The organism is Pseudoflavonifractor gallinarum (assembly GCF_014982855.1).
Taxonomy (GTDB): domain Bacteria; phylum Bacillota; class Clostridia; order Oscillospirales; family Oscillospiraceae; genus Pseudoflavonifractor_A; species Pseudoflavonifractor_A gallinarum.
On sequence record NZ_JADCKF010000008.1, the window covers coordinates 32,661 to 52,452 of the forward strand.

General features: G+C 63.7%; 16 protein-coding genes and 1 tRNA gene. 6 read left to right on the top strand and 11 right to left on the bottom strand.

Annotated elements, in window-relative coordinates:
* The 3 genes from INF37_RS09650 (at window position 1) to INF37_RS09660 (ending at window position 3,316) form a co-directional block, all read left to right on the top strand.
* Window positions 1–1,200 (top strand): exonuclease domain-containing protein, encoded by a 1,200-nt coding sequence (locus INF37_RS09650; protein ID WP_193538005.1) that lies wholly within the window; start codon window positions 1–3, stop codon window positions 1,198–1,200.
* Window positions 1,201–1,203: 3 nt separating this feature from the next.
* Window positions 1,204–1,731, top strand: coding sequence for a hypothetical protein (locus tag INF37_RS09655; RefSeq protein WP_193538007.1), 528 nt, complete (start codon window positions 1,204–1,206; stop codon window positions 1,729–1,731).
* A gap of 100 nt (window positions 1,732–1,831) precedes the next feature.
* Complete coding sequence (locus INF37_RS09660) at window positions 1,832–3,316, top strand: recombinase family protein (protein ID WP_193538009.1); 1,485 nt, start codon at window positions 1,832–1,834, stop codon at window positions 3,314–3,316.
* Between the two features lie 705 nt (window positions 3,317–4,021).
* Here INF37_RS09660 and INF37_RS09665 read toward each other — a convergent pair.
* On the bottom strand, window positions 4,022–4,498 hold the full coding sequence (locus tag INF37_RS09665) for a CYTH domain-containing protein (protein WP_193538011.1): 477 nt from the start codon (window positions 4,496–4,498) through the stop codon (window positions 4,022–4,024).
* A gap of 146 nt (window positions 4,499–4,644) precedes the next feature.
* Here INF37_RS09665 and INF37_RS09670 point away from each other — a divergent pair, with 146 nt between their 5' ends.
* Window positions 4,645–5,400: an EFR1 family ferrodoxin gene (locus tag INF37_RS09670; protein WP_193538013.1), complete on the top strand. Its 756-nt coding sequence runs from the start codon at window positions 4,645–4,647 to the stop codon at window positions 5,398–5,400.
* A gap of 25 nt (window positions 5,401–5,425) precedes the next feature.
* Window positions 5,426–5,818: a DUF5655 domain-containing protein gene (locus tag INF37_RS09675; RefSeq protein WP_193538015.1), complete on the top strand. Its 393-nt coding sequence runs from the start codon at window positions 5,426–5,428 to the stop codon at window positions 5,816–5,818.
* 271 nt (window positions 5,819–6,089) lie between these two features.
* Here INF37_RS09675 and cls read toward each other — a convergent pair whose 3' ends face one another.
* The 8 genes from cls to INF37_RS09715 all read right to left on the bottom strand — a co-directional run bounded on the left by cls (window position 6,090) and on the right by INF37_RS09715 (window position 15,875).
* Window positions 6,090–7,622 (bottom strand): cardiolipin synthase, encoded by a 1,533-nt coding sequence (cls, locus tag INF37_RS09680; protein ID WP_193538137.1) that lies wholly within the window; start codon window positions 7,620–7,622, stop codon window positions 6,090–6,092.
* Complete coding sequence (locus tag INF37_RS09685) at window positions 7,622–11,158, bottom strand: DNA polymerase III subunit alpha (protein ID WP_193538017.1); 3,537 nt, start codon at window positions 11,156–11,158, stop codon at window positions 7,622–7,624. The genes cls and INF37_RS09685 overlap by 1 nt, the downstream gene beginning before the upstream one ends.
* A 243-nt stretch (window positions 11,159–11,401) precedes the next feature.
* Window positions 11,402–11,683, bottom strand: coding sequence for a hypothetical protein (locus INF37_RS09690; protein ID WP_193538019.1), 282 nt, complete (start codon window positions 11,681–11,683; stop codon window positions 11,402–11,404).
* A 17-nt stretch (window positions 11,684–11,700) separates the two neighbouring features.
* Window positions 11,701–12,597, bottom strand: coding sequence for a DNA-binding protein WhiA (gene whiA, locus INF37_RS09695; protein ID WP_101692760.1), 897 nt, complete (start codon window positions 12,595–12,597; stop codon window positions 11,701–11,703).
* Window positions 12,598–12,610: 13 nt separating this feature from the next.
* Window positions 12,611–13,624, bottom strand: a complete 1,014-nt coding sequence (locus tag INF37_RS09700) for a gluconeogenesis factor YvcK family protein (protein WP_193538021.1) — start codon at window positions 13,622–13,624, stop codon at window positions 12,611–12,613.
* Window positions 13,625–13,672: 48 nt separating this feature from the next.
* Window positions 13,673–14,533 (bottom strand): RNase adapter RapZ, encoded by an 861-nt coding sequence (gene rapZ, locus INF37_RS09705; RefSeq protein WP_101692758.1) that lies wholly within the window; start codon window positions 14,531–14,533, stop codon window positions 13,673–13,675.
* A gap of 31 nt (window positions 14,534–14,564) precedes the next feature.
* Window positions 14,565–15,479 (bottom strand): UDP-N-acetylmuramate dehydrogenase, encoded by a 915-nt coding sequence (gene murB, locus INF37_RS09710; RefSeq protein ID WP_193538023.1) that lies wholly within the window; start codon window positions 15,477–15,479, stop codon window positions 14,565–14,567.
* A 322-nt stretch (window positions 15,480–15,801) separates the two neighbouring features.
* Window positions 15,802–15,875, bottom strand: a tRNA-Gly gene (locus tag INF37_RS09715).
* Between the two features lie 219 nt (window positions 15,876–16,094).
* On the opposite strand from INF37_RS09715, the gene sigG reads away from it, so the two are divergent.
* A complete protein-coding gene (sigG, locus tag INF37_RS09720) occupies window positions 16,095–16,865 on the top strand; it encodes an RNA polymerase sporulation sigma factor SigG (RefSeq protein ID WP_193538025.1) in 771 nt (256 codons plus the stop codon).
* A 111-nt stretch (window positions 16,866–16,976) separates the two neighbouring features.
* On the opposite strand, the gene INF37_RS09725 is transcribed toward sigG, so the two are convergent.
* Together INF37_RS09725 and INF37_RS09730 are read right to left on the bottom strand one after the other, a co-directional pair.
* Window positions 16,977–17,708 carry a class I SAM-dependent methyltransferase gene (locus INF37_RS09725; RefSeq protein WP_101692755.1) on the bottom strand — a complete coding sequence of 244 codons (732 nt, stop codon included), beginning with the start codon at window positions 17,706–17,708 and terminating at the stop codon, window positions 16,977–16,979.
* Window positions 17,709–17,753: 45 nt separating this feature from the next.
* Complete coding sequence (locus INF37_RS09730; protein ID WP_193538027.1) at window positions 17,754–19,700, bottom strand: bifunctional metallophosphatase/5'-nucleotidase; 1,947 nt, start codon at window positions 19,698–19,700, stop codon at window positions 17,754–17,756.
* Window positions 19,701–19,792: the final 92 nt, after the last annotated feature.

Sequence of the window (19,792 nt, forward strand, 5' to 3'; positions counted from 1 at the left end):
ATGTTGGACCTGTTCAAGCGGCTGTTCTGCCAGAAACAATCAAATCCCCTGAGTCAAAATATCTCAATATCTTCTGCCTCTTCTTCTGATGCAGAAGATAGCCCAGAAGCGGCCAATGTCAAGCAAGTCGAAAAAATAACAGATATTTTGAATCAGGAGCTGGACGTTAATTTGGAACGAATATACAGTCGGCAATGGGAGTTTGATTTTCCGAATGGTTGCCCCGATAATTTGGACCAAGAAGATATAGAACCCGATGAGTCCCCAGCACCAACTACACGGTTGAGCCAGGTGCCTTCCTATGTCGTACTGGATTTTGAGACAACTGGCCTATCGCCCGAATGTGACTGTATCATTGAAATTGGTGCCATAAAATATATCGATGGGCAAGAGTTTGGGGTTATGAATACTTTTGTGAATCCCCAATGTCCTATTCCAGCTAAAATTACCAGATTGACCGGAATTACCGATGACGATGTATCCGGCGCCCCCACTGTCCAGAATGCAATTGAAAAGCTATACCAGTTCATTGATGGCCTTCCAATTGTCGCTCACAATGCAAGGTTTGACCTCAGTTTTCTGGACGCAGCTTATCATGCCATAGGTTTGGAGTCAAAGCTCGAATATATTGACACGCTGGAGCTTGCCCGTCACGCTTTCCCATCTGCTCCAAATCACAAGCTATCTACATTGATTCGTTTCCTGTCTATTGATGACAGTCAAGATCATCGCGCCCTGTCAGACGTGCGCCAAACACATGCCTTATTTTGCAAATGTATAGCATCCTCGAAAAAGACAATCACCCCGAAATGTTTTCATGGGAGCACCCAATCCAGAGTGGCTTCCAACGAGTATCATCGTTATCCTAAGTTTTCACCAAAAGATGTTATTTGCACCTGCGACTCGTTAGATAAATCGCATCCGTTGTATCAGAAACGTATAGTCTTTACTGGTCAACTCTCCATATCACGCCAAGATGCTGCACAAATGGCCGCTGACGTAGGGGCCATCATCACAGGCGCTGTATCCAGAAAAACAGACTATCTGGTTGTTGGCACCCAAGATCTAGCGATAGTCGGAAAGAACGGGGTCAGTTCCAAAGAAAAAAAGGTTCGTGAGCTGAATCAACTCGGTGCGACACACATAAAGATTATCCGCGAACGCGAGTTCATCGACTTAGTTCACGCTGTGGAGGTTTAAATTTTGGAAGGACAGATTTCTCTGACCGATACTCCCGAGACAGAAACACGGGAGTCATCTTGGCTGGAGCGCACTATGCCGGCCATGCGTACTGCTGTTGAGGACCACGGAGGCCCGTCAGACATGCTTATCCAGAGCGCCACAAAATCATATACTGCCGTGTTGTTTTGCAACTTCACAGTGTTTCGCCTTCGACTGCGAGGGAAGCAGCACAGCATCTCTATTCCCACTCTATTCTCTGACCTGATCCCGGAGGGTGTCATCCGAAAGCAGGTAAGCTCCGAGCCGAAGTACATCCGTCTTATGATTGACGATCAACATCCGCTCGATTTCTACACGTCGTTTCTCTGCCAGATTTCAGGTGCTACGGTGGACCGTTATCCGAAAGAATGGGATTGCTGTTCCAGATATTTAGAGTGCAGCAATGCCAGAACGTGCGTTCACCCCGATAAGGCTTTCGCTATGCAATGCGGATATCGTAAGATTTTAAGCAGTGGACGTGTGTTCTTCGGCGAAAATCGAAATGTGTAATTGCTGCTTATCTCAAAAAAAGAGCCGGGGCCACGGCCCCGGTCTCTTCAAACGCCACGAATCGAACGTTTGTATTAAAATCCTCCAGGAGGTGACCAACATGGACGCGGCGGAGTATCTGCGAAAATCCCGTATGGAGGAGGGCATGGACACGGCAGAGGTGCTCTCCAAGCACCGGAAGGCCCTGGCCGAGTTCGCCGCCTCCCACGGCATCCACATCATCGCCACCTATGAGGAGGTGGTCAGCGGCGAGAGCCTCTATGCCCGGCCGGAGATGCTGCGCCTGCTGGAGGACGTGGAGGAGGGCCGCTACGACGCGGTGCTGGTCATGGATCTGGACCGGCTCTCCCGCGGCCGGATGAAGGACCAGGGCATCATCCTGGACGCCTTCCGGGACTCGGGCACCCTCATCGTCACGCCCGAAAAGACCTACGATCTCTCCGACGATCTGGACGACGAGATGGCGGAGTTCAAGACCTTCATGTCCCGCCGGGAGTACAAGATCATCAACAAGCGCCTGCGCCGGGGCTTGAAGCAGAGTATCCACGACGGCTGCTACGTGGCCAACGCCCCCTACGGCTACCGGAAGGTGCTGGTGGACCGGCGGCCCACCCTGGAGATCTACGAGCCGGAGGCCCGCTTTGTCCGCATGATGTACCAGCTCTATACCCAGGGCTATGGCTGCGTCTCCATCGCCCGGCACGTCAACTCCCTGGGGGCCAAGCCACACCGCTCGGAGGAGTTCACCCGCAACAGCGTGGCCCACATCCTCCGCAATCCCACCTTTGTGGGGAAGGTGGTCTGGAACCAGAAGTCCCACATCCGCAAGGGGGCCAAGGGCAACCCCAAGCACGTTACCATCTATAATCCCCGGGAGAAGTGGACCATCGTGGACGGCCTCCACCCCGCCATCGTGAGTCAGGAGCTGTACGACCAGGTGCAGGCCATCATGGACGGGCGCTATGTTCCCTCCAAGAACGACGGCACAGTCCGCAGCTCGCTGGCCGGGCTGGTGAAGTGCGCCAACTGTGGGCAGAACATGCAGCGGATGGTCATGAAGGGGCAGGCCTACCTGCTCTGTATGAAAAAGGGCTGCTGCTCCAGCGCGAAGTTCGAGCTGGTGGAGCAGCGGGTGCTCTCCTATCTGGAGGAGGCCCTGGTGAAGCTGGAGCTGGAACAGCAGAGCGGCGCGGCCCGGGATACCTCGGTCCTGGACAGTGCCCTGGAGGCGCTGAAAAAGGAGCTGGCGGCGGCACAGCGGCAGAAGAGCCGCCTCTATGAGCTGCTGGAGCTGGAGGAGTACGACCTGCCCACCTTCCGGGAGCGGATGTCCGCCGTAAAGGAGAAGATCGCCGGCCTGGAGCGCCGTCAGCGGGAGACCGAGCACGCCATCCGGGACGCCCAGCTGGCCGACCCGGCCGCTCTGGCCACCAAGATCCGTGCTGTCCTGGACGCCTACGCCGCCGCCGATCCGGCCGGCCGCAACGCCATGCTGAAGAGCGTCATCAGCACCATCACCTATCAAAAAGAGAAGAAGTCCAGACAGAGCGCCTTCCAGCTTCTCTTTACGCTGAGCCCTTACTAGATCTACTCCCGGGGCGGTCTGCTCAGAGTATTTAAGACGCTATATCTTCCTCTTTGCACGAATCAAAGATCTTTCGGGTGTCAATGCAGACGGCTTCCCGGATGCAGGTGTTTTCCTGCACAGGGCCGGGGGTTACTTTCTCAGGCATTGCAATACCTCCTAATGCGTGTTCGGAATTGCTTCCATGCCATTCTATGAGGGGGCGGGAGAATGGTGCGCCCCGCCCCGGCCCCCGGGACATGAAAAAGCGGCAGAGGTTGGGGCCTCATGCCCTCTCCCTGCCGCTTACTTCCAATACTGGCCCGGTTCTGTGTCCATGTCCTTCACCATCTTTCGAAACGGTTGATTTGGTACATAAAAACAAAAACCACACCAAAGTCTGGTGTGGAACAAACCCTGACGGAATCCGGTTTTTTAGCGATCGCTGCGAATGACCTTCTCATCGCCGCCAAAAATCATATCGTCAATATCGGTCCCACGATTCTTCTCATACAACATAGTATCACCTCCCTCGTTTGATCTGTACTCAGTATACTCTATTTTATGTAAATTTACAACCCCTGTTTCTTACGATTCCGTGAAGAAATCAAGAACATTTTGTAAATTACCCGTAAAAATCAAGGTTCTATCCTTGTTTATCCCATTTATTCCCTTTTTCAGGGTAAAGGGGGGGCGGCCCGGGATACCCCGGCCACCCCTTTGTTTTTACCCTCTGGTACGGGCCCAGTAGGCCGCCATGCTCTCCTGCCCCTCCTGGGTGACCTCCCGGAGCAGCCAGGGCTGCCATTCCCCGGGGTCCCAGGCCAGGGCCGCCTCCTCGGTGGGGAACTCCACCTCGGCGTAGAAGTAGCCCTCGGGGGTGCCCGCGTCCACCTGGTTCCACTCCAGGGTATACCCCTCCGGCAGGGAGTAGCGCCGCTGCTCTTTTTGGATAAAGGGCTTGTCGATGAAGGCGGCCACCGCCCGGAACTGCGCCTCCTCCACGGGGAACTCCACCTCCATCCGGCTCAGGCCGCTCCCCCGCTTCAGGCAGAGCAGAAAGCGCTCCTCTCCGTCCGCCCGGCGCTCGCTGCGCACCCGGACGGCGGGGCGGGTGGTCACATACCCCTGCTCCATGTGCCAGACCTCGTCGGGCTCTCTCTCCGGCCAGCCACGGGCCAGCCAGCGGCGTTCGATCTCCATATCCGCTTCCTCCTGTCTCCCCCGCCCGGCGGGGGCCTTGGTAGTATCAGGATACCCCATTTTCCCCTCAAACGCAACGGCACGCCCTTTGAAAAAACGGTCCCCCGTGGTATGATAGAGTTCCAAATGTGAAAGCGAGGGATTCCATGATTCTTTCTTTTTCCGGAACCGGCAACAGCCGCTACTGCGCCCAGATGCTCGCCCACCGGCTGGGGGACGCGTATGTGGACGCGGCCTACTACCTGCGCCAGGGGAGCCCGGCCCGCCTGCACTCCGAGTCCCCCTGGGTCTTCGTGGCCCCCACGTACAGCTGGCAGCTGCCCCGGGTCTTTCGGGACTTCCTCCGCAGCAGCTCCTTCTCCGGCTGCCGGGAGGCCTATTTCGTCATGACCTGCGGCGCGGAGATCGGGGACGCCCACCGGGCCAACCGCTCCCTGTGCGGGGAGCTGGGACTCGCCTGCCGGGGCACCCTGCCGGTGGTCATGCCGGACAACTACCTGGTCCTCTTCCCCGCGCCGGAGGAGGGGGAGAGCAAGCGCCTCCTCGCCGCCGTCCGGCCCACGCTGGAGCAGGCGGCCGCGCGCATCCAGGCCGGGGAGGACTTCCCGCCCCCCGCCGTGGGCCTGCCCGACCGCCTCAAGTCCGGCCCGGTCAACCGGCTCTTCTACCGCTTTTTCGTAAAAGCCAAGCCCTTCACGGTCTCCTCCGCCTGCATCTCCTGCGGCAAATGCGCCCAGGACTGCCCCCTGGGGAACATCCACCTGGAGGGCGGCCGCCCCGTCTGGGGGAAGGACTGCACCCACTGCATGGCCTGTCTCTGCGGCTGCCCCGCGGCGGCCATCGAGTACGGCAAGGCCACCCGGGGCAAGGCCCGCTACCAGTGTCCCCCCTACCAGCCCTGAGCCCCGCTCTGGAAAGGAGTACGCGATGGAATGTTCCCCCTACTATGAGAGCGACGTGCTGGCCTATTTTGACGGCCACGCCGAAGAGCGGGCCCTGTACGAGGCCTTCTTCCGCCGCCTGTGCGCCCAGTTCCCCGCCTGCTCGGTCAAGGTGCAGAAGAGCCAGATCAGCTTCTACAACCGGCATCTCTTCGCCGCCGCCTCCCTGCCGGTCCGGCGGAAGAAGGACTGGCCCAAGACCTGCATCCTGGTGACCTTCGGGCTCTCCCACCGGCTGGACTCCCCCCGCGTGGCCGTGGCGGTGGAGCCCTATCCCAACCGCTGGACCCACCATGTGGTGGTCTCCTCGCCCCAGCAGCTGGACGACACCCTCTTCGCCTGGATCGAGGAGGCCTATCAGTTCGCCCAAACCAAATAGATAAAATAAAATGGCCCCGCCCTCTCTCCCAAAACAGGAGAAAGGGCGGGGCTTCCGCGTGTCGAAAAATTTCGACACGCTTCTCAAAAATGCAGGCATTTTTTCGAGGGGACGCAGGCCGCCGCGCGCACTCGCTTTCGCTCGCACACTTGCGGTCTGAGCAGAGTGTTTTCCGACGTACACGCCGCCGGAAAACACAATTTGATTCTCTTCCGCCGTCTGCGGACGGCGGAACTCTGCGAGGCCCTTGCAGCGCAATTTGAGAACACGTTTACATCAACGGCGCCAAAATCCGCAGCACCGCGCGGAAGAGCCGCCGCACGCCCGAGTGGGCCCGGCAGCGCTGGAGGGTGATCCGCTCGCTCTGCGCCTGGGTGCGGAGGAAGTCCTCCTTGATGTCCCGCAGGCAGGGCGCGCCGCACAGCCACACGCCGTCCTCGAAGTGGAGGAACATGCTGCGGTAGTCCATGTTGACCGTCCCCACCGTGCCGAACTGGTCGTCCACCACGAAGTTCTTCCCGTGCATGAAGCCGGGGGTGTACTCAAAGATCTGCACCCCCGCCTCCAGCAGGGACTCGTAGTGGGCCCGGGTCACCTCGAAGATGACCTTCTTGTCGGGAATGTGGGGGGTGATGATGCGCACGTCCACCCCCGCCTTGGCCGCGTTGCACAGGGCGGTGTTGACGCTGTTGCTGACGATGAGGTAGGGGGTGGTCAGGTAGATATACTTCTTGGCCTTGTTGATGAGGTTGAGGTAGACGGTCTCCCCCACCGGCTCCCCGTCCAGGGGGCTGTCGGTGTAGGGCTGGACGAAGTAGTCCCCGCAGTGGGCGCACTCGGGCGGCAGGGAGGCCGGGCGGAAATCCTCCATGCACTCCTCCCCCCGCATGTAGTCCCACATGGTGAGGAACATCACCGTCATGCTCCACACCGCCTCCCCCCGCAGGAGGATGGCGGTGTCCTTCCAGTGGCCGTACTTGACCGCCCGGTTGATATACTCGTCGGCCAGGTTGATCCCGCCGGTAAAGCCCGTGTGGCCGTCGATGATGCACAGCTTCCGGTGGTCCCGGTTGTTCAGGCGCAGGGAGAGGACGGGGATGAAGCGGTTGAACACGCAGCACCGGATGCCCTTGGCCTCCAGCTGGGCGGCGTAGTCCTTGGGCAGGGTGAAGAGGCTGCCGATGTCGTCGTAGATGACCCGCACGTCCAGGCCCTCCCGCACCTTCTCCTCCAGCACCTCCAGAATGGAGTCCCAGAAGACCCCCTGCTCGATGATGAAGTACTCCACGAAGATATACCGCTTGGCGCGGCGCAGCTCCTCCAGCATCCGGGGGAAGGCGTCGTCCCCCAGGGGGAAGTAGGTGGCCTCGGTGTGATTGTAGGCCGGGGCGTGGGCGTACTGCTCCAGATAGCGGGCCTGGTTCACCGCGTCGGCCCCAAAGCCGGAGAGCTCCTCGGCCTTGCAGTCCCGCTCCAGGGCGGAGGCCATCTGCCGGTCCATGCCCTGCATCTTTCTCTGCTGCCGGGGGGAGAGCCGGTTGCCGCCCAGGAGGAGGTAGATCAGTCCCCCGAAGACCGGGAAGAGCAGAATGGGGATGAGCCAGGCGATCTTATAGCCCGGGTCGCTCTTGTTCCCCACGATCCACAGCACCGCCGCCACCGAGAGGGCGATGCAGAGCCAGTAGAAATAGACAAAGTACGCGGAAAAGCGCCCCATCATGGCCAGCAGCAGGGCCAGCTGCACCAGCAGCAGCAGCGCCGTCATGGTCAGCCGGTGGAAGAGGATGGAAGCCAGTTTCTTCATCATAGGAACGCCTCCCCGCCCGGCAGGGGCGTCAGCACCTCAGGCTTGCCCGACTGGACCACCACGTTCTCCTCCCCCAGCAGGCCCCGCAGCTCCTCCAGGAGCAGGGGGTGGATCTGGCAGGGGTAGGCCGGGGTCCACTGTCCCTCCGCGGCGAACTTGGCCCGCAAAGGCTCGCTCCCCGGGAACATGAGGAGAACCCGCAGGATGTGCCGCCAGCGGGGGTCCTCCCGGGCGGGCAGGCGGAGGTAGAGCTTGCGCACCTTCCCCGCCTCCGGCTCGGCCGGGGCGGAGGGGCCGCTCTCGGGCGCGCCCTGGAGGGGGCGCAGGCTGTCGCACATGAGCTGAGGGGGCTTTTCATCCCGCACCGAGATGCGCCCCTCGGCCACCACCGGGGTGTTCTCCTGCAGGCAGGCGCTGCACTCCCCCAGCACCCGGGAGAAGATGAGCACCTCCAGCGCGCCGGTGTCGTCCTCCAGGGTGGCGTAGGCCATGAGGCTGTTGCTCCGGGTGGTCCGGGTCTTGGAGGCCGTCACCACGCCGGCGATGGTCACCTTCTGCCCGTCGGCGTAGCGCTCCGGCCCGCCCTCCCGGACAAAGTCGGCGGTGATGGAGCCGATGGGCACGGCCCGGCAGGCCCGGGCGGCCGCCCGGTACTCGTCCATGGGGTGACCGGTCAGGTAGAGGCCGGTGGTCTCCTTCTCCATGGTCATGCGCTCCTGCCGGCTGAACTCCGGGATGTCCCGCAATACCAGCTGGGGGGCGGTCTCCATGGCGTCCCCCCCGCCGCCGAAGAGGTCGAACTGTCCGGCCAGGTTTTTCCGCTTGTTCTGGGCGATGGTGTCCACCAGCTGCTCGTAGGCGTCCAGCAGCTGGGAGCGGCGCACCCCCATGGAGTCGAAGGCCCCGCAGCGGATCAGGTTCTCCAGCACCCGCTTGTTGAGGTCGTGGTCAAAGAGCCGCAGGCAGAAGTCGGGGAAGTCCCGGAAGGGCCCCTTCTCCCGCTCGGCCAGCACGTCCCGCACGAAGCCCCAGCCCACCCCCTTCACGGCGGCCAGGCCGAAGCGCAGGTTCTCCCCGGACACGGTGAAGGAGGCACCCGACTCGTTGATGTCGGGGGGCAGGAGGGAGATCGAGCAGTCCTTGCACTCGGCGATATACTCGGCCACCTTCTCGCTGGAGTCCAGCACCGAGGTGAGGAGGGCGGCCATATACTCCCGGGTGCGGTGGCGCTTGAACCAGGCGGTCTGGTAGGCCACCACCGCGTAGCTCACCGCGTGGGCCTTGTTGAAGGCGTAGTTGGCGAAATCGTAGATCTCGTCGTACACGTCCTGGCCCACCTGCTCCGGGATGCCCCGGGCGATGCAACCGTCGATCCCCCGGTCGGGGTCGCCGTAGATGAAGGCCTTGCGCTCCCGCTCGATCTGGTCCTTCTTCTTCTTGGAGATGGCCCGGCGCACCATGTCGGCCTGTCCCAGGGAGTAGCCCGCCATGTCCTGGAAGATGCGGATGACCTGCTCCTGGTAGACGATGCACCCGTAGGTCACCTCCAGGATGGGCCGGAGGGAGGGGTGCTTGTAGGTGATCTTCTCCGGGTTCTGCTTGCAGGCGATGAACCGGGGGATGGATTCCATGGGGCCGGGGCGGTAGAGGGCGATGATGGCGGTGATGTCCTCGATGTTCTGGGGCTTGAGGCTCACGCACACGCCGGTCATGCCGGCCGACTCCATCTGGAAGACGCCCGAGGTCTTGCCCTCGGAGAGCATCTGGAAGACGGCCGGGTCGTGGTCGGGCAGGTTTTCCAGGGAAAAGTCCGGCTCCCGGGCCTGGACCAGCTTCACCGCGTCGTCCAGCACCGTCAGGTTGCGCAGGCCCAGAAAGTCCATCTTGAGCAGGCCCAGCTCCTCCAGGGTGGTCATGGTGTACTGGGTGACCACCGATTCGTCGTTTTTCGCCAGGGGCACGTACTCGTGGACCGGGCGGCGGGTGATGACCACGCCCGCGGCGTGGGTGGAGGCGTGGCGGGGCATGCCCTCGATGGCCTTGGCCGTGTCAATGAGGCGGCGGATGGTCCCGTCCCCCTCATAGGCCTCCCGCAGGGGCTTGGAGAGCCGGATGGACTCGTCCAGGGTGATGTGGAGGGCCCCCGGGCCGCTGGGCACCTGCTTGGCCACCGCGTCCACCTCGGCGTAGGGGATGTTGAGAGCCCGGCCCACGTCCCGGATGGCCCCCTTGGCGGCCATGGTGCCGAAGGTGACGATCTGGGCCACGTGGTCGGGACCGTACTTGCGCTGGACGTACTCGATGACCTCCTGCCGCCGGCGGATGCAGAAGTCCACGTCGATGTCGGGCATGGTGACCCGCTCCGGGTTGAGGAAGCGCTCGAAGTACAGGTCGTAGCGCATGGGATCGATCTCGGTGATGCGCAGGCAGTAGGCCACCATGGACCCGGCCGCCGAGCCGCGGCCCGGTCCCACGGGGATCTGGTGGCTCTTGGCGTAGTGGATGAAGTCGGAGACGATGAGGAAGTACTCCACAAAGCCCATCTGGCGGATGACCCCCATCTCGTACTCCAGCCGCTCCCGGTAGGCGGGGGGCGCGTCGGGGTAGCGCCGGGCAAAGCCCTCGTCACAGAGTTTTTGGAAATAGGCGTCCCCGTCGGTGTACCCCTCGGGGAGCTTGAACTCGGGCAGGTGGTACTTGCCAAACTCGAACTCCACCTCACACCGCTCGGCGATGCGGGCTGTATTGGCCACGGCCTCGGGGTACTCGGGGAAGAGGGCGGCCATCTCCTCCTCCGACTTGATATAGAATTCCCGGGTCTCAAAGCGCATCCGGGAGGGGTCGTCCACCGTCTTGCCCATCTGGATGGCCATGAGGGTGTCCTGCATGGCCGAGTCCTCCCGGGTCAGGTAGTGGGCGTCGTTGGTGAGCACCAGGGGGATGCCGGTCTCCCGGTGGAGGCGGAAGATGCCCTGGGCGGCCTCCCGCTGGGCGGGGATGCCGTGGTCCTGGATCTCCAGGTAGTAGTTCCCCTCCCCAAAGATCTCCTGCATCTCCAGGGCGTGGGCCTTGGCCCCCTCGTAGTTGCTCCCCAGGAGGAGCCGGGGCACCGCCCCCGCCAGGCAGGCCGAGAGGGCGATGAGCCCCTCGGAGTGCGCCCGCAGCAGGTCCATGTCCACTCTGGGCTTGATATAAAAGCCCTCCAGAAAGGCCTGGGAGACCAGATAGCTCAGATTCCGGTAGCCCACCTCGTTTTGGCACAGGAGCACCAGGTGGCGGGCGGCCGAGTCCAGCTCGTGGACCTTGTCAAAGCGGGTGCGGGGGGCCACGTAGACCTCGCACCCGATGATGGGCTTGATCCCCGCCGCCTTGCAGGCCTTGTAGAAGTCGATCACGCCGTACATCACGCCGTGGTCCGTGATGGCCACCGCGCTCTGCCCCAGGTCCTTCACCCGCTGCACCAGCCCTCCGATGCGGCACGCGCCATCCAGAAGGCTATACTCCGTATGGACATGTAAATGGACAAAGGACATGGGTCTCCTCCTTTTGATCTGATCTGTATGCGTTTGGGGGCAAATGGGCGGTCCGGAGGCCCGCCCCTACGGTCTGTTGTCGGGGGCGGCGTCCCCGACGCCCCGCGGAAAACGGACGGTTGTCGAGGCAAACGGGCGGTCCGGAGGCCCGCCCCTACGGTCTCTTGTAGGGGGCGGCGTCCCCGACGCCCCGCGGGAAACGGGCGGTTGTCGAGGCAGGCGGGCGGTCCGGAGGCCCCTTTCTTATTTCGGCTTCACGATGCTGCCGCAGTTGGGGCAGCGGTACTGCTCCGTCTGTCCGGGCAGCTGGTCGGTGGGGGTGCGCAGGGTGGCCCGGCACAGGGGGCAGGTCTTCCGCCGCACGCCGCCCTGGATGCCGAAGGCCAGGCACAGCACGCCCGCCACATAGCAGACCAGGGCGACGGCCTGGGCCGGCAGGGCGGTCTGGCTCACCGCGCCCAGCAGCAGCAGGACGATCCCTCCTGCCAGCACCGCCATCTGGCGGCCGGATGGTGTTCTCTGCATGGGTGTTCCTCCTTCCGTTATGCTTTCCCCAGCTCCATCAGCTTGCGCAGCCGGTGGTTGAGGCAGGACTTGGTCACCGGCGGGTCCAGGGCCTCGGCCAGCTGGGAGAGGGTGAGCTCCGGATGGGCAAGGCGGACCTCCGCCGTGGCGCGCAGCTTGGGGGGGAGCTCGTCCAGCATCCCCCGCTCCTCCAGCCGGTGGATGGCCTCGATCTGCTCCTGGGCGGCCTCCACCGCCTTGTCCAGGTTGGCCGCGTCGCAGTTCACCCGGCGGTTGACGCCCCCCACCACTGCCTTCTCCGCCTTGGCGTTCATCACGGCCATGGCCGAGAGGGGCGCGCCGATGCCGGTGAGGAAGTCCTCGATGGTCTCGCTCTGTTTGAAATAGGTGATGTAGTGGGACTTGCGGGTGGTCTCCTTGGGGAAGAAGCCCGCCTCCCGCAGCAGGGCGCTCATCTCCCGGCTCACGTTGTAGTGGGAGGTGGCCAGCTCCAGGTGGTAGCGCTTGGTGGGGTCGGTCACCGATCCCCCCGCCAGAAAGGCCCCCCGGAAGAAGGCGGTGCGGCAGTGCTCCTCCTCCAACACGGCGAAATTGATGTGGTGGGCCAGGGTCTCCCCGGGGTCGTAGCCGAATACCTCGCAGATGGCGGAGAGCTTGTCCGCATCCTGAATGGCGAAGATGTACTTTCCCCGGTGCTCCGGCTCGGTCTGGCGGTCAAAGCGGAGCTTGAAGGCCTTCTTGAAGAGGGCCGGAAGCCGCCGGGCAAACTCCTCGGATTCGGTGACGATCCGGGCCCCGGCGGCCGAAAACTGATTGCAGAAGAGCAGCACCCCGTAGGCTTCCGCCTGGGCGCAGCAGCGGCGGGAGAGCTCATTCCGGCACAGCTCCCCCTTGGTCTCCGATGCGAAGGACATGGCCGCTCCCCCCTTAAAAGATCCGGGTGTGGGCCCGCTCTTCGTAGATCTCCATCACCGCCTGGGCCAGACGGGTCACCGAGTGGCGGGCGTAGTTGGAGGTCTCGGAGGAGACCGGACGGGTGACCAGCTCCACCCCCAGGGCCTCGATGGCCTCCTTGTCCACGGTGATGGGGATGGCGTCCTCCTCCCGGTAGCGCTCCAGAAGGCCGGGCCGCACCGGGGCGGAGTTGCACAGGCACAGGTCCACCAGCCCCGGGCCGGAGTGGTCCAGGAGGGCGGCCACGTGGTCGGAGGCCGTCATCCCCTCGGTCTCGCCGTCCTGGGTCATGATGTTGCAGATGTAGAGCTTGAGGGCCTTGGAGCGGCACACCGCCTCGGCGATCCCGTCCACCAGCAGGTTGGGGATCACGCTGGTGTAGAGGCTCCCCGGCCCCAGCAGGATGAGCTCGGCCTCCTCAATGGCCTCCACCGCCGCGGGCAGGGCGGCCGGACGCTCGGGCAGGAGCCGGACGCTGCGGATGCGGCAGTCCTGCTCCTTCTTGAACTGGAAGATCTTGGACTCCCCCACCACGGAGGTGCCGTTTTCGAAGGTGGCCTCCAGCTGCACGTTTGCGTTGGTCACCGGGAGGATGCGCCCCGAGATGGCCAGTACCTCGCTCATGCGGGCCACCGCCTCGTCGAAGGAGGGGTAGATCCCGTTGAGGGCGGCCAGGATGAGGTTGCCGAAGGACTGCCCGGTCAGCCGCCCCGAGCCGCTGGGAAAGCGGTAGCTGAGCAGCTGCTCCATCACCGGCTCGGCGTTGGCCAGGGCCTCCATGCAGTGGCGGATGTCCCCCGGAGGCGGCATACCCAGGTCCTCCCGCAGCACTCCCGATCCGCCGCCGTCGTCGGCCACGGTGACGATGGCCGTGAGATTGCGGGTATGTAGCTTCAGGCCGCGCAGCATGGTGGACAGTCCCGTCCCCCCGCCGATGGCCACGATCTTGGGGCCGCGGCCCACTTCACAGCAATTCCGTTCTGTCATGTACGATTCCTCCGCGCTGAATGGGTGGGGCCTGCCCCACGGCAAGCCTTATGCCCGGGTCATGTCCCGGTGGTTCTCGCTGGCGTCATAGCCCTTCTGGCGAATGAACTCGGCCAGGGCCCGGGTGACGGCCACCGAGCGGTGCTGTCCGCCGGTGCAGCCCACGGCGATGACCAGCACGGTCTTTCCCTCGGCCACGTACTGGGGCAGGAGGAAGTTCATCAGGTTCTCCAGATGGGTCATGAAGTCCCGGGTCTGTTGGTAGTGGAACACGAAGGAGCGCACCGGCTCGTCCAGTCCGGTCTGGGTGCGCAGCTCCGCGATGTAATAGGGGTTGGGCAGGAAGCGCACGTCAAAGACCAGGTCGGCCTCGATCGGGATGCCGTACTTGAAGCCGAAGGAGATGACGTTGATGCTCATGGCGTGGGGGACCTGCCCGTCTCCGAAGAGGCGCAGCACCTCCCCCCGCAGCTTGGCGGTGGAGAGGGCGGTGGTGTCGATGATGTACTCGGCCCGCTGCCGCACCGGCTGGAGGGCGTCCCGCTCCTCCTGGACGGCCTGGGCCAGGGACCGCCCGTCCCGGGAGAGGGGGTGGATGCGCCGGGTCTCCTTGTAGCGCTTGATGATGGCCTCGGGGGCGGCCTCCACGAAGAGGATCTTGTACACGCACCCCATCTCCTTCAGGGCGCTCAGGGCCTCAAAGAGGTCGTCAAAGGTGTGTCCGCCCCGGATGTCGGTCACCAGGGCCACCCGCTGATACTTGCCCTGTCCCGCCATGCACAGCTCGGCAAACTTGGGGATGAGCGGGGCGGGCATGTTGTCCACCACGTAAAATCCCATGTCCTCGATAAAGGACGCCGTCTTGCTCTTTCCCGCTCCGGACAGGCCGGAAATGATCACAAATTCCATCCCTCTTGCTCCTCTCTCCCGCGGGGACCGCTCAGATCCCCAGGGTACGAACCTCCATCTCCAGCGTCACGCCGGTCTCCCGGAAGACGGTCTCCCGGATGTGGGCGGTCAGATCCATCACGTCGGCGCAGGTGGCCCCGCCCCGGTTGATGACAAAGCCCGCGTGCTTCTCCGACACCTGGGCGCCCCCCACGCGCTTGCCCTTCAGGCCGCAGCGCTCGATGAGGGCGGCGGCAAAGTGCCCCTCGGGCCGCTTGAAGGTGCTCCCCGCGCTGGGGTACTCCAGGGGCTGCTTCTCCCGGCGGCGGGCGGCCAGGTCCTCCATCTTGGCGCGGATGTCGCCCCGTTCCCCCCGCTCCAGGCGGAAGACGCCGCCCAAGATCAGGCGCGTGCCGTCGGAAAAGGCGCTGTGCCGGTAGGAGAAGCCCTGCTCCTCCCCCACCACGGCGCAGATGGTCCCCTCCGGCGTGAGGACCCGGGTCTCCTGGGCGACCTGGCACATCTCGCCGCCGTAGGCCCCCGCGTTCATCATCAGGGCGCCTCCCACGGTGCCGGGGATGCCGTGGGCAAACTCCAGCCCGGTGAGGCCGTGCTCCAGGGCAAAGTTGGCCAGCCGGGAGAGCAGCACCCCGCTTCCGGCCCGGATGACCTCCCCCTCCACCGAGAGATGGTCCATCCCGTCAAAGGTCTTGAGGATCAGGCCCTCATACCCGGTGTCCGACACCAGAAGGTTGGAGCCGTTGCCCATGAAAAAGGGCTCGATCCCATGGGCGCGGGCCGCCTGGACCACGCCCGCGGCCTCCTCCTCACTGCGGGGCAGCGCCATCAGCCGGGCGGGCCCCCCGATGCGAAACGAGGTGTGCCGCTCCATCGGCTCCCGCTCCCGCAGCTCCATGCCGGGAAACCTCTCTCTGAGTGCCTGAATCAATGCGGAATAAACGTCCATGGAAACCTCCAAACGATCGATCCTCTGACCGCCGCCGCCCGGGATTTCCCCGTTGGCCCGGCCAGTCTATAACTCTTATTATAACAGCTTTTTCCATAGATTAGAATAGGCCCGCCCCAAATCCCCCCATCACAGAGAAAGACCGCGGGAAGCCCCTGTCAGAAGGCTCCCCGCGGTGTTGGGTCCTGGAAGGAGGGCCGGCAGGCGGCAGGACCCGCTGCAAGCGGTCCGCCGGGCGGCCCTGAAAGCATCATACCGCGGCGCCAGGGCCGTTCGATATGGAAAAAAAGTCGGAGCAAGCACTTGCACGCTTGCCCCGACATGGAGCAGGTGACGGGAATCGAACCCGCGTGTTCAGCTTGGGAAGCTGACATTCTACCATTGAACTACACCTGCATCTTGGTTACTGACTCGGATATTATAGCACGCCCCATCCGGTTTGGCAAGTGATTTTTTCCCAGATGGTCCCGGCTTTTTGGCCCGCTCCCCTTTCCCGCGCAAAATCCATCGAATCGGGTCCCACAATAAAAAATATCCCCCCGGCCTTCCGGTATGTTCCTTCTCTGCCCGGAAATACTGAGGAACAGACCATTTCTGCACAGGAGGGACCGCGCAATGATAGGAAAAGTGGAAATCTGCGGCGTCAATACGTCCAAGCTCAAGGTCCTCAAAAACGAGGAGACCATGGCGCTGCTGAAACAGGCCAAGGCCGGAGACGCGGAAGCCCGGGAGGCCCTGATCTCCGGCAATCTCCGGCTGGTCCTCTCGGTCATTCAGAAATTTTCCGGCCGCGGCGAAAACGTGGACGATCTCTTTCAGGTGGGGTGCATCGGCCTCATCAAGGCCATCGACAACTTCAATACCGACCTGGACGTGCGCTTCTCCACCTACGGCGTGCCCATGATCGTGGGGGAGATCCGCCGCTATCTCCGGGACAACAGCGCCGTGCGGGTCTCCCGCTCCATGCGGGACACCGCCTACAAGGTCCTGCAGGTCAAGGAGACCTTCCTCTCCCAGCACCAGCGGGAGCCCTCCATCGAGGAGATCGCCAAGGCCCTGGACGTGCGCCGGGAGGAGATCATCTTCGCCCTGGACGCCATCGTGGACCCGGTCTCCCTCTACGAGCCGGTCTACTCCGACGGCGGGGACGCCATCTGCGTCATGGACCAGGTGCGGGACTCCAAAAACACCGACGAGAACTGGCTGGAGCACATCGCCCTCAAGGAGGCCATGGCCCAGCTCTCCGACCGGGAGCGGCACATCCTCAACCTGCGCTTTTTCGAGGGGCGGACCCAGATGGAGGTCTCCACCGAGGTGGGCATCTCCCAGGCCCAGGTCTCCCGCCTGGAGAAAAACGCCATCAAGCAGCTGCGCAAAAATATGTAAGCGCTTCTCCAAATCCGCGCATTTTGGAGCGGAGGCTCAGGCCGCCGCATGCGCTCGCTGACACTAAGGGCGCTCCGGTATGATCACCGGAGCGCCCCCATTCTCTTTCTATTATATTCTTCTTCCCCGCACCAGCAGCATCATGGGGCGGCGCAGCTCGTCCGCCATGCCCGGCACGTCCATCAGGGCGGGATCGGGCCGGGGCTCCACCACCCGCTCCAGCGCAAAGCCGGTCTCCAGCAGCGTGTTGAGCCAGTCGGTCAGGGTGTGGTGGTATTTCACCACCTCACAGCCCAGGAAATGGGCGGTGCGCTTCCCCTCGGTAAAGTACCGGTCCACCGGCCAGTGGAGCGGCCGGCCGTTCCCATCGCAGTACCAGTCCTGGCTTCCCTCTGCGGTAAAGATCGGGTGCTCGCAGGAGAACACGAACACCCCGCCCGGTACCAGCAGGTCGTGGACCTTCTGAAAGACCGGCCGCAGGTCGTCCACGTAGTGCAGGGCCAGCGAGCTGAGGGCCACATCAAAGGAGCCCGCCTCCCCCTCCAGGTCCTCCATGGCCGCCCGGCGGTAGGTGATGCGGGGGTCCTGGGTCATTTCCCTGGCCCGCTCCAGCATTTTCTCCGAGAGGTCGGTCCCCAGCACCGACCGGGCCCCCTGCTCTGCGGCATAGCGGCAGTGCCACCCGAACCCGCAGCCCAGGTCCAGCACCCGCTTGTCCGTGAAATCGGGCAGGAGCTTTTTCAGCTCGTGCCACTCGCCGGCCGCCCGCAGCCCCTCCACGGAGCGGGGAAAGCGGCTGTATGCTTCAAAAAATGTCTCGTTGTCGTAGTGGTTTTCTTTCATGGTTTCACCTTATTCTATGCTGTATATGCTGTCCATCCGGCGCGCTTACCCCCGGTAGGGCCGGTATCCGTTCCCCCGGCCCCGTCCCTTCCCGTAGGCCCGGCGTTTTCTCCGGCCCCCGCTGGAGACCACCAGCAGCACCAGGATCACCAGGCCCAGCACCACGCCGTACACGGTCAGGCCCACCTGGTTGGGGGAGCGGAGCAGGTCCACCGGGTTCCAGGAGGGGATCACCTGCTTGCGCCCCTCGGGAGCGGCATAGCGCTCGTCCACCGTCCCCATGGACCGGAGGTAGGAGGCCAGAGCGTACCACTCCTTCACCTCCGCGCCGCCGGCGTTGTGGATGATGCGCGCCTCCAGGTCCTCCACCGGCGCGCCGTTCTCGTCCCGGGGCGTGATGCCCAGGATGCCGAAGGACTGGCCGTTGACCGTCCCCAGCATCTGCCCGCAGTAGAGCCCCGTCACCACCCGGTAGAGCCGGTCATCCTCGATGGGCACCCGGGTCCCGTCCTCCAGCACCTGCCAGCAGTCGGTGACCTTGTTGAAGATCAGCCGGTGGGGGTTGAGGCTCCAGCCCATCCCCGCACCGTAGAGCTGGGCCTCGGGCATCAGGGGCGTGACCGAGGCGTCCACCTCGAAGGCGTCCTTCAGCTCATGCCCGTACAGGTAGGCCGAGATGAGGGGATAGCCCGGCGTCCCATCCGCCCCGATCCCCAGGGAGGACACCTGGAAGGCGTCCGCCGTGGTGATGGGCCCCGGCGTGAAGGAGCTGCGGATCACGCCCTCGGCCACCACGGCGAAGTCCACCGGTACATAGTCCGCCCCCTCGGCCTTCTTCACCGCATAGAGATAGGAGTCGGCGATCAGGTTGCCCAGGGGCTCCTCCTGCTGCGCCTCTCCAAAGGTCTGGATGGCGGGAAAGGACCAGGGATTTTGGGCCAGCACCTGGTCGTATCCCAGGCCGTAGTCCCGCAGATATCCCTCCTCCACCTTTCGCTGAAAGACCTCGGCCATGGCCGCCATCTCCGGGTCCTCGGGCACGGTCTCGTCCACCGGGAGGAGGGTGTAGTCCACCAGCTCCAGCCCGCCGTTCTCGTTCCGCTCCACCGTCAGCCGGCCCAGGTTGGCCGTGTCCGCCCCGCAGGAGACGATGAGGGTGTCCCCCACCCGGATGGGCTCCTCCAGGGTGGTGTGGGTGTGGCCCGAGAGGATCACGTCGATCCCGTCCACCTTCCGGGCCAGCTCGTAGTCCTCCCCCTTGCCGTTGTCCGTGCCGCTGTGGGAGAGGCAGACGATGAAGTCGGCCTCCTCCCTGGCCTGGATCTCCTGCACCACCCGCTGGGCGGCCTGGGCCGCCGGCTCAAACTCCATGCCGGACATGGGCGCGTTGGAGTCGGCCTCCTCCCCCATCACGCCGAACACCGCGATGCGCAGGGGGTCCCCGTCGGCGGAGCGGCCCCGCTCGATGACGGTATAGTCGGTGACGCCGTAGTTCTCCCAGGCCGCCCAGCTCTCCGTGTCGCTCTCCGGGGGGCGGTAGTTGGCCTCCACGATGGCGGGGAGGGTCTCCCCGCTCTCCACCGCCGCGTTCAGCATGGCCGCAAGCCCTCCGGCGCGGTAGTCGAACTCGTGGTTTCCAAAGGTGGTGGCGTCATACCGCATTTCCCCCAGGGCCCGCAGCTCGGGGGCGTCGGTGGAGTAGATGGTCTGGAGCAGGGACCCCATGGAAAAGTCCCCCGCGTCCAGGGTCACCAGGGCCTGGCCCTCCCCGCTGGGAAAGGCCTCCCGCTCCTGCCGGAGCAGGGTGGCCAGACGGGTGTATCCCCCATATGCTCCCCCCTCCGCCTGGGTGGGGTACCAGTGGTCGTGGGTGTCGTGGGTAAACAGGATGCGCAGGGTATCGCGCTCCCCCTGGGCCTGGGCGGGGGCAGCGCTCCCTGCCAGCACCGCGCCCAGCAGCACCAGGACCGGAATGCACCGGACTCCTCTCATTTCCAGTATCCTCCCTTTTTTCTGTCTTTCCTGGTCTCATTATGCCATAATCTGCACAAAAAGGGAAGGGCCCCGGCCCGCACTCTTTGGGA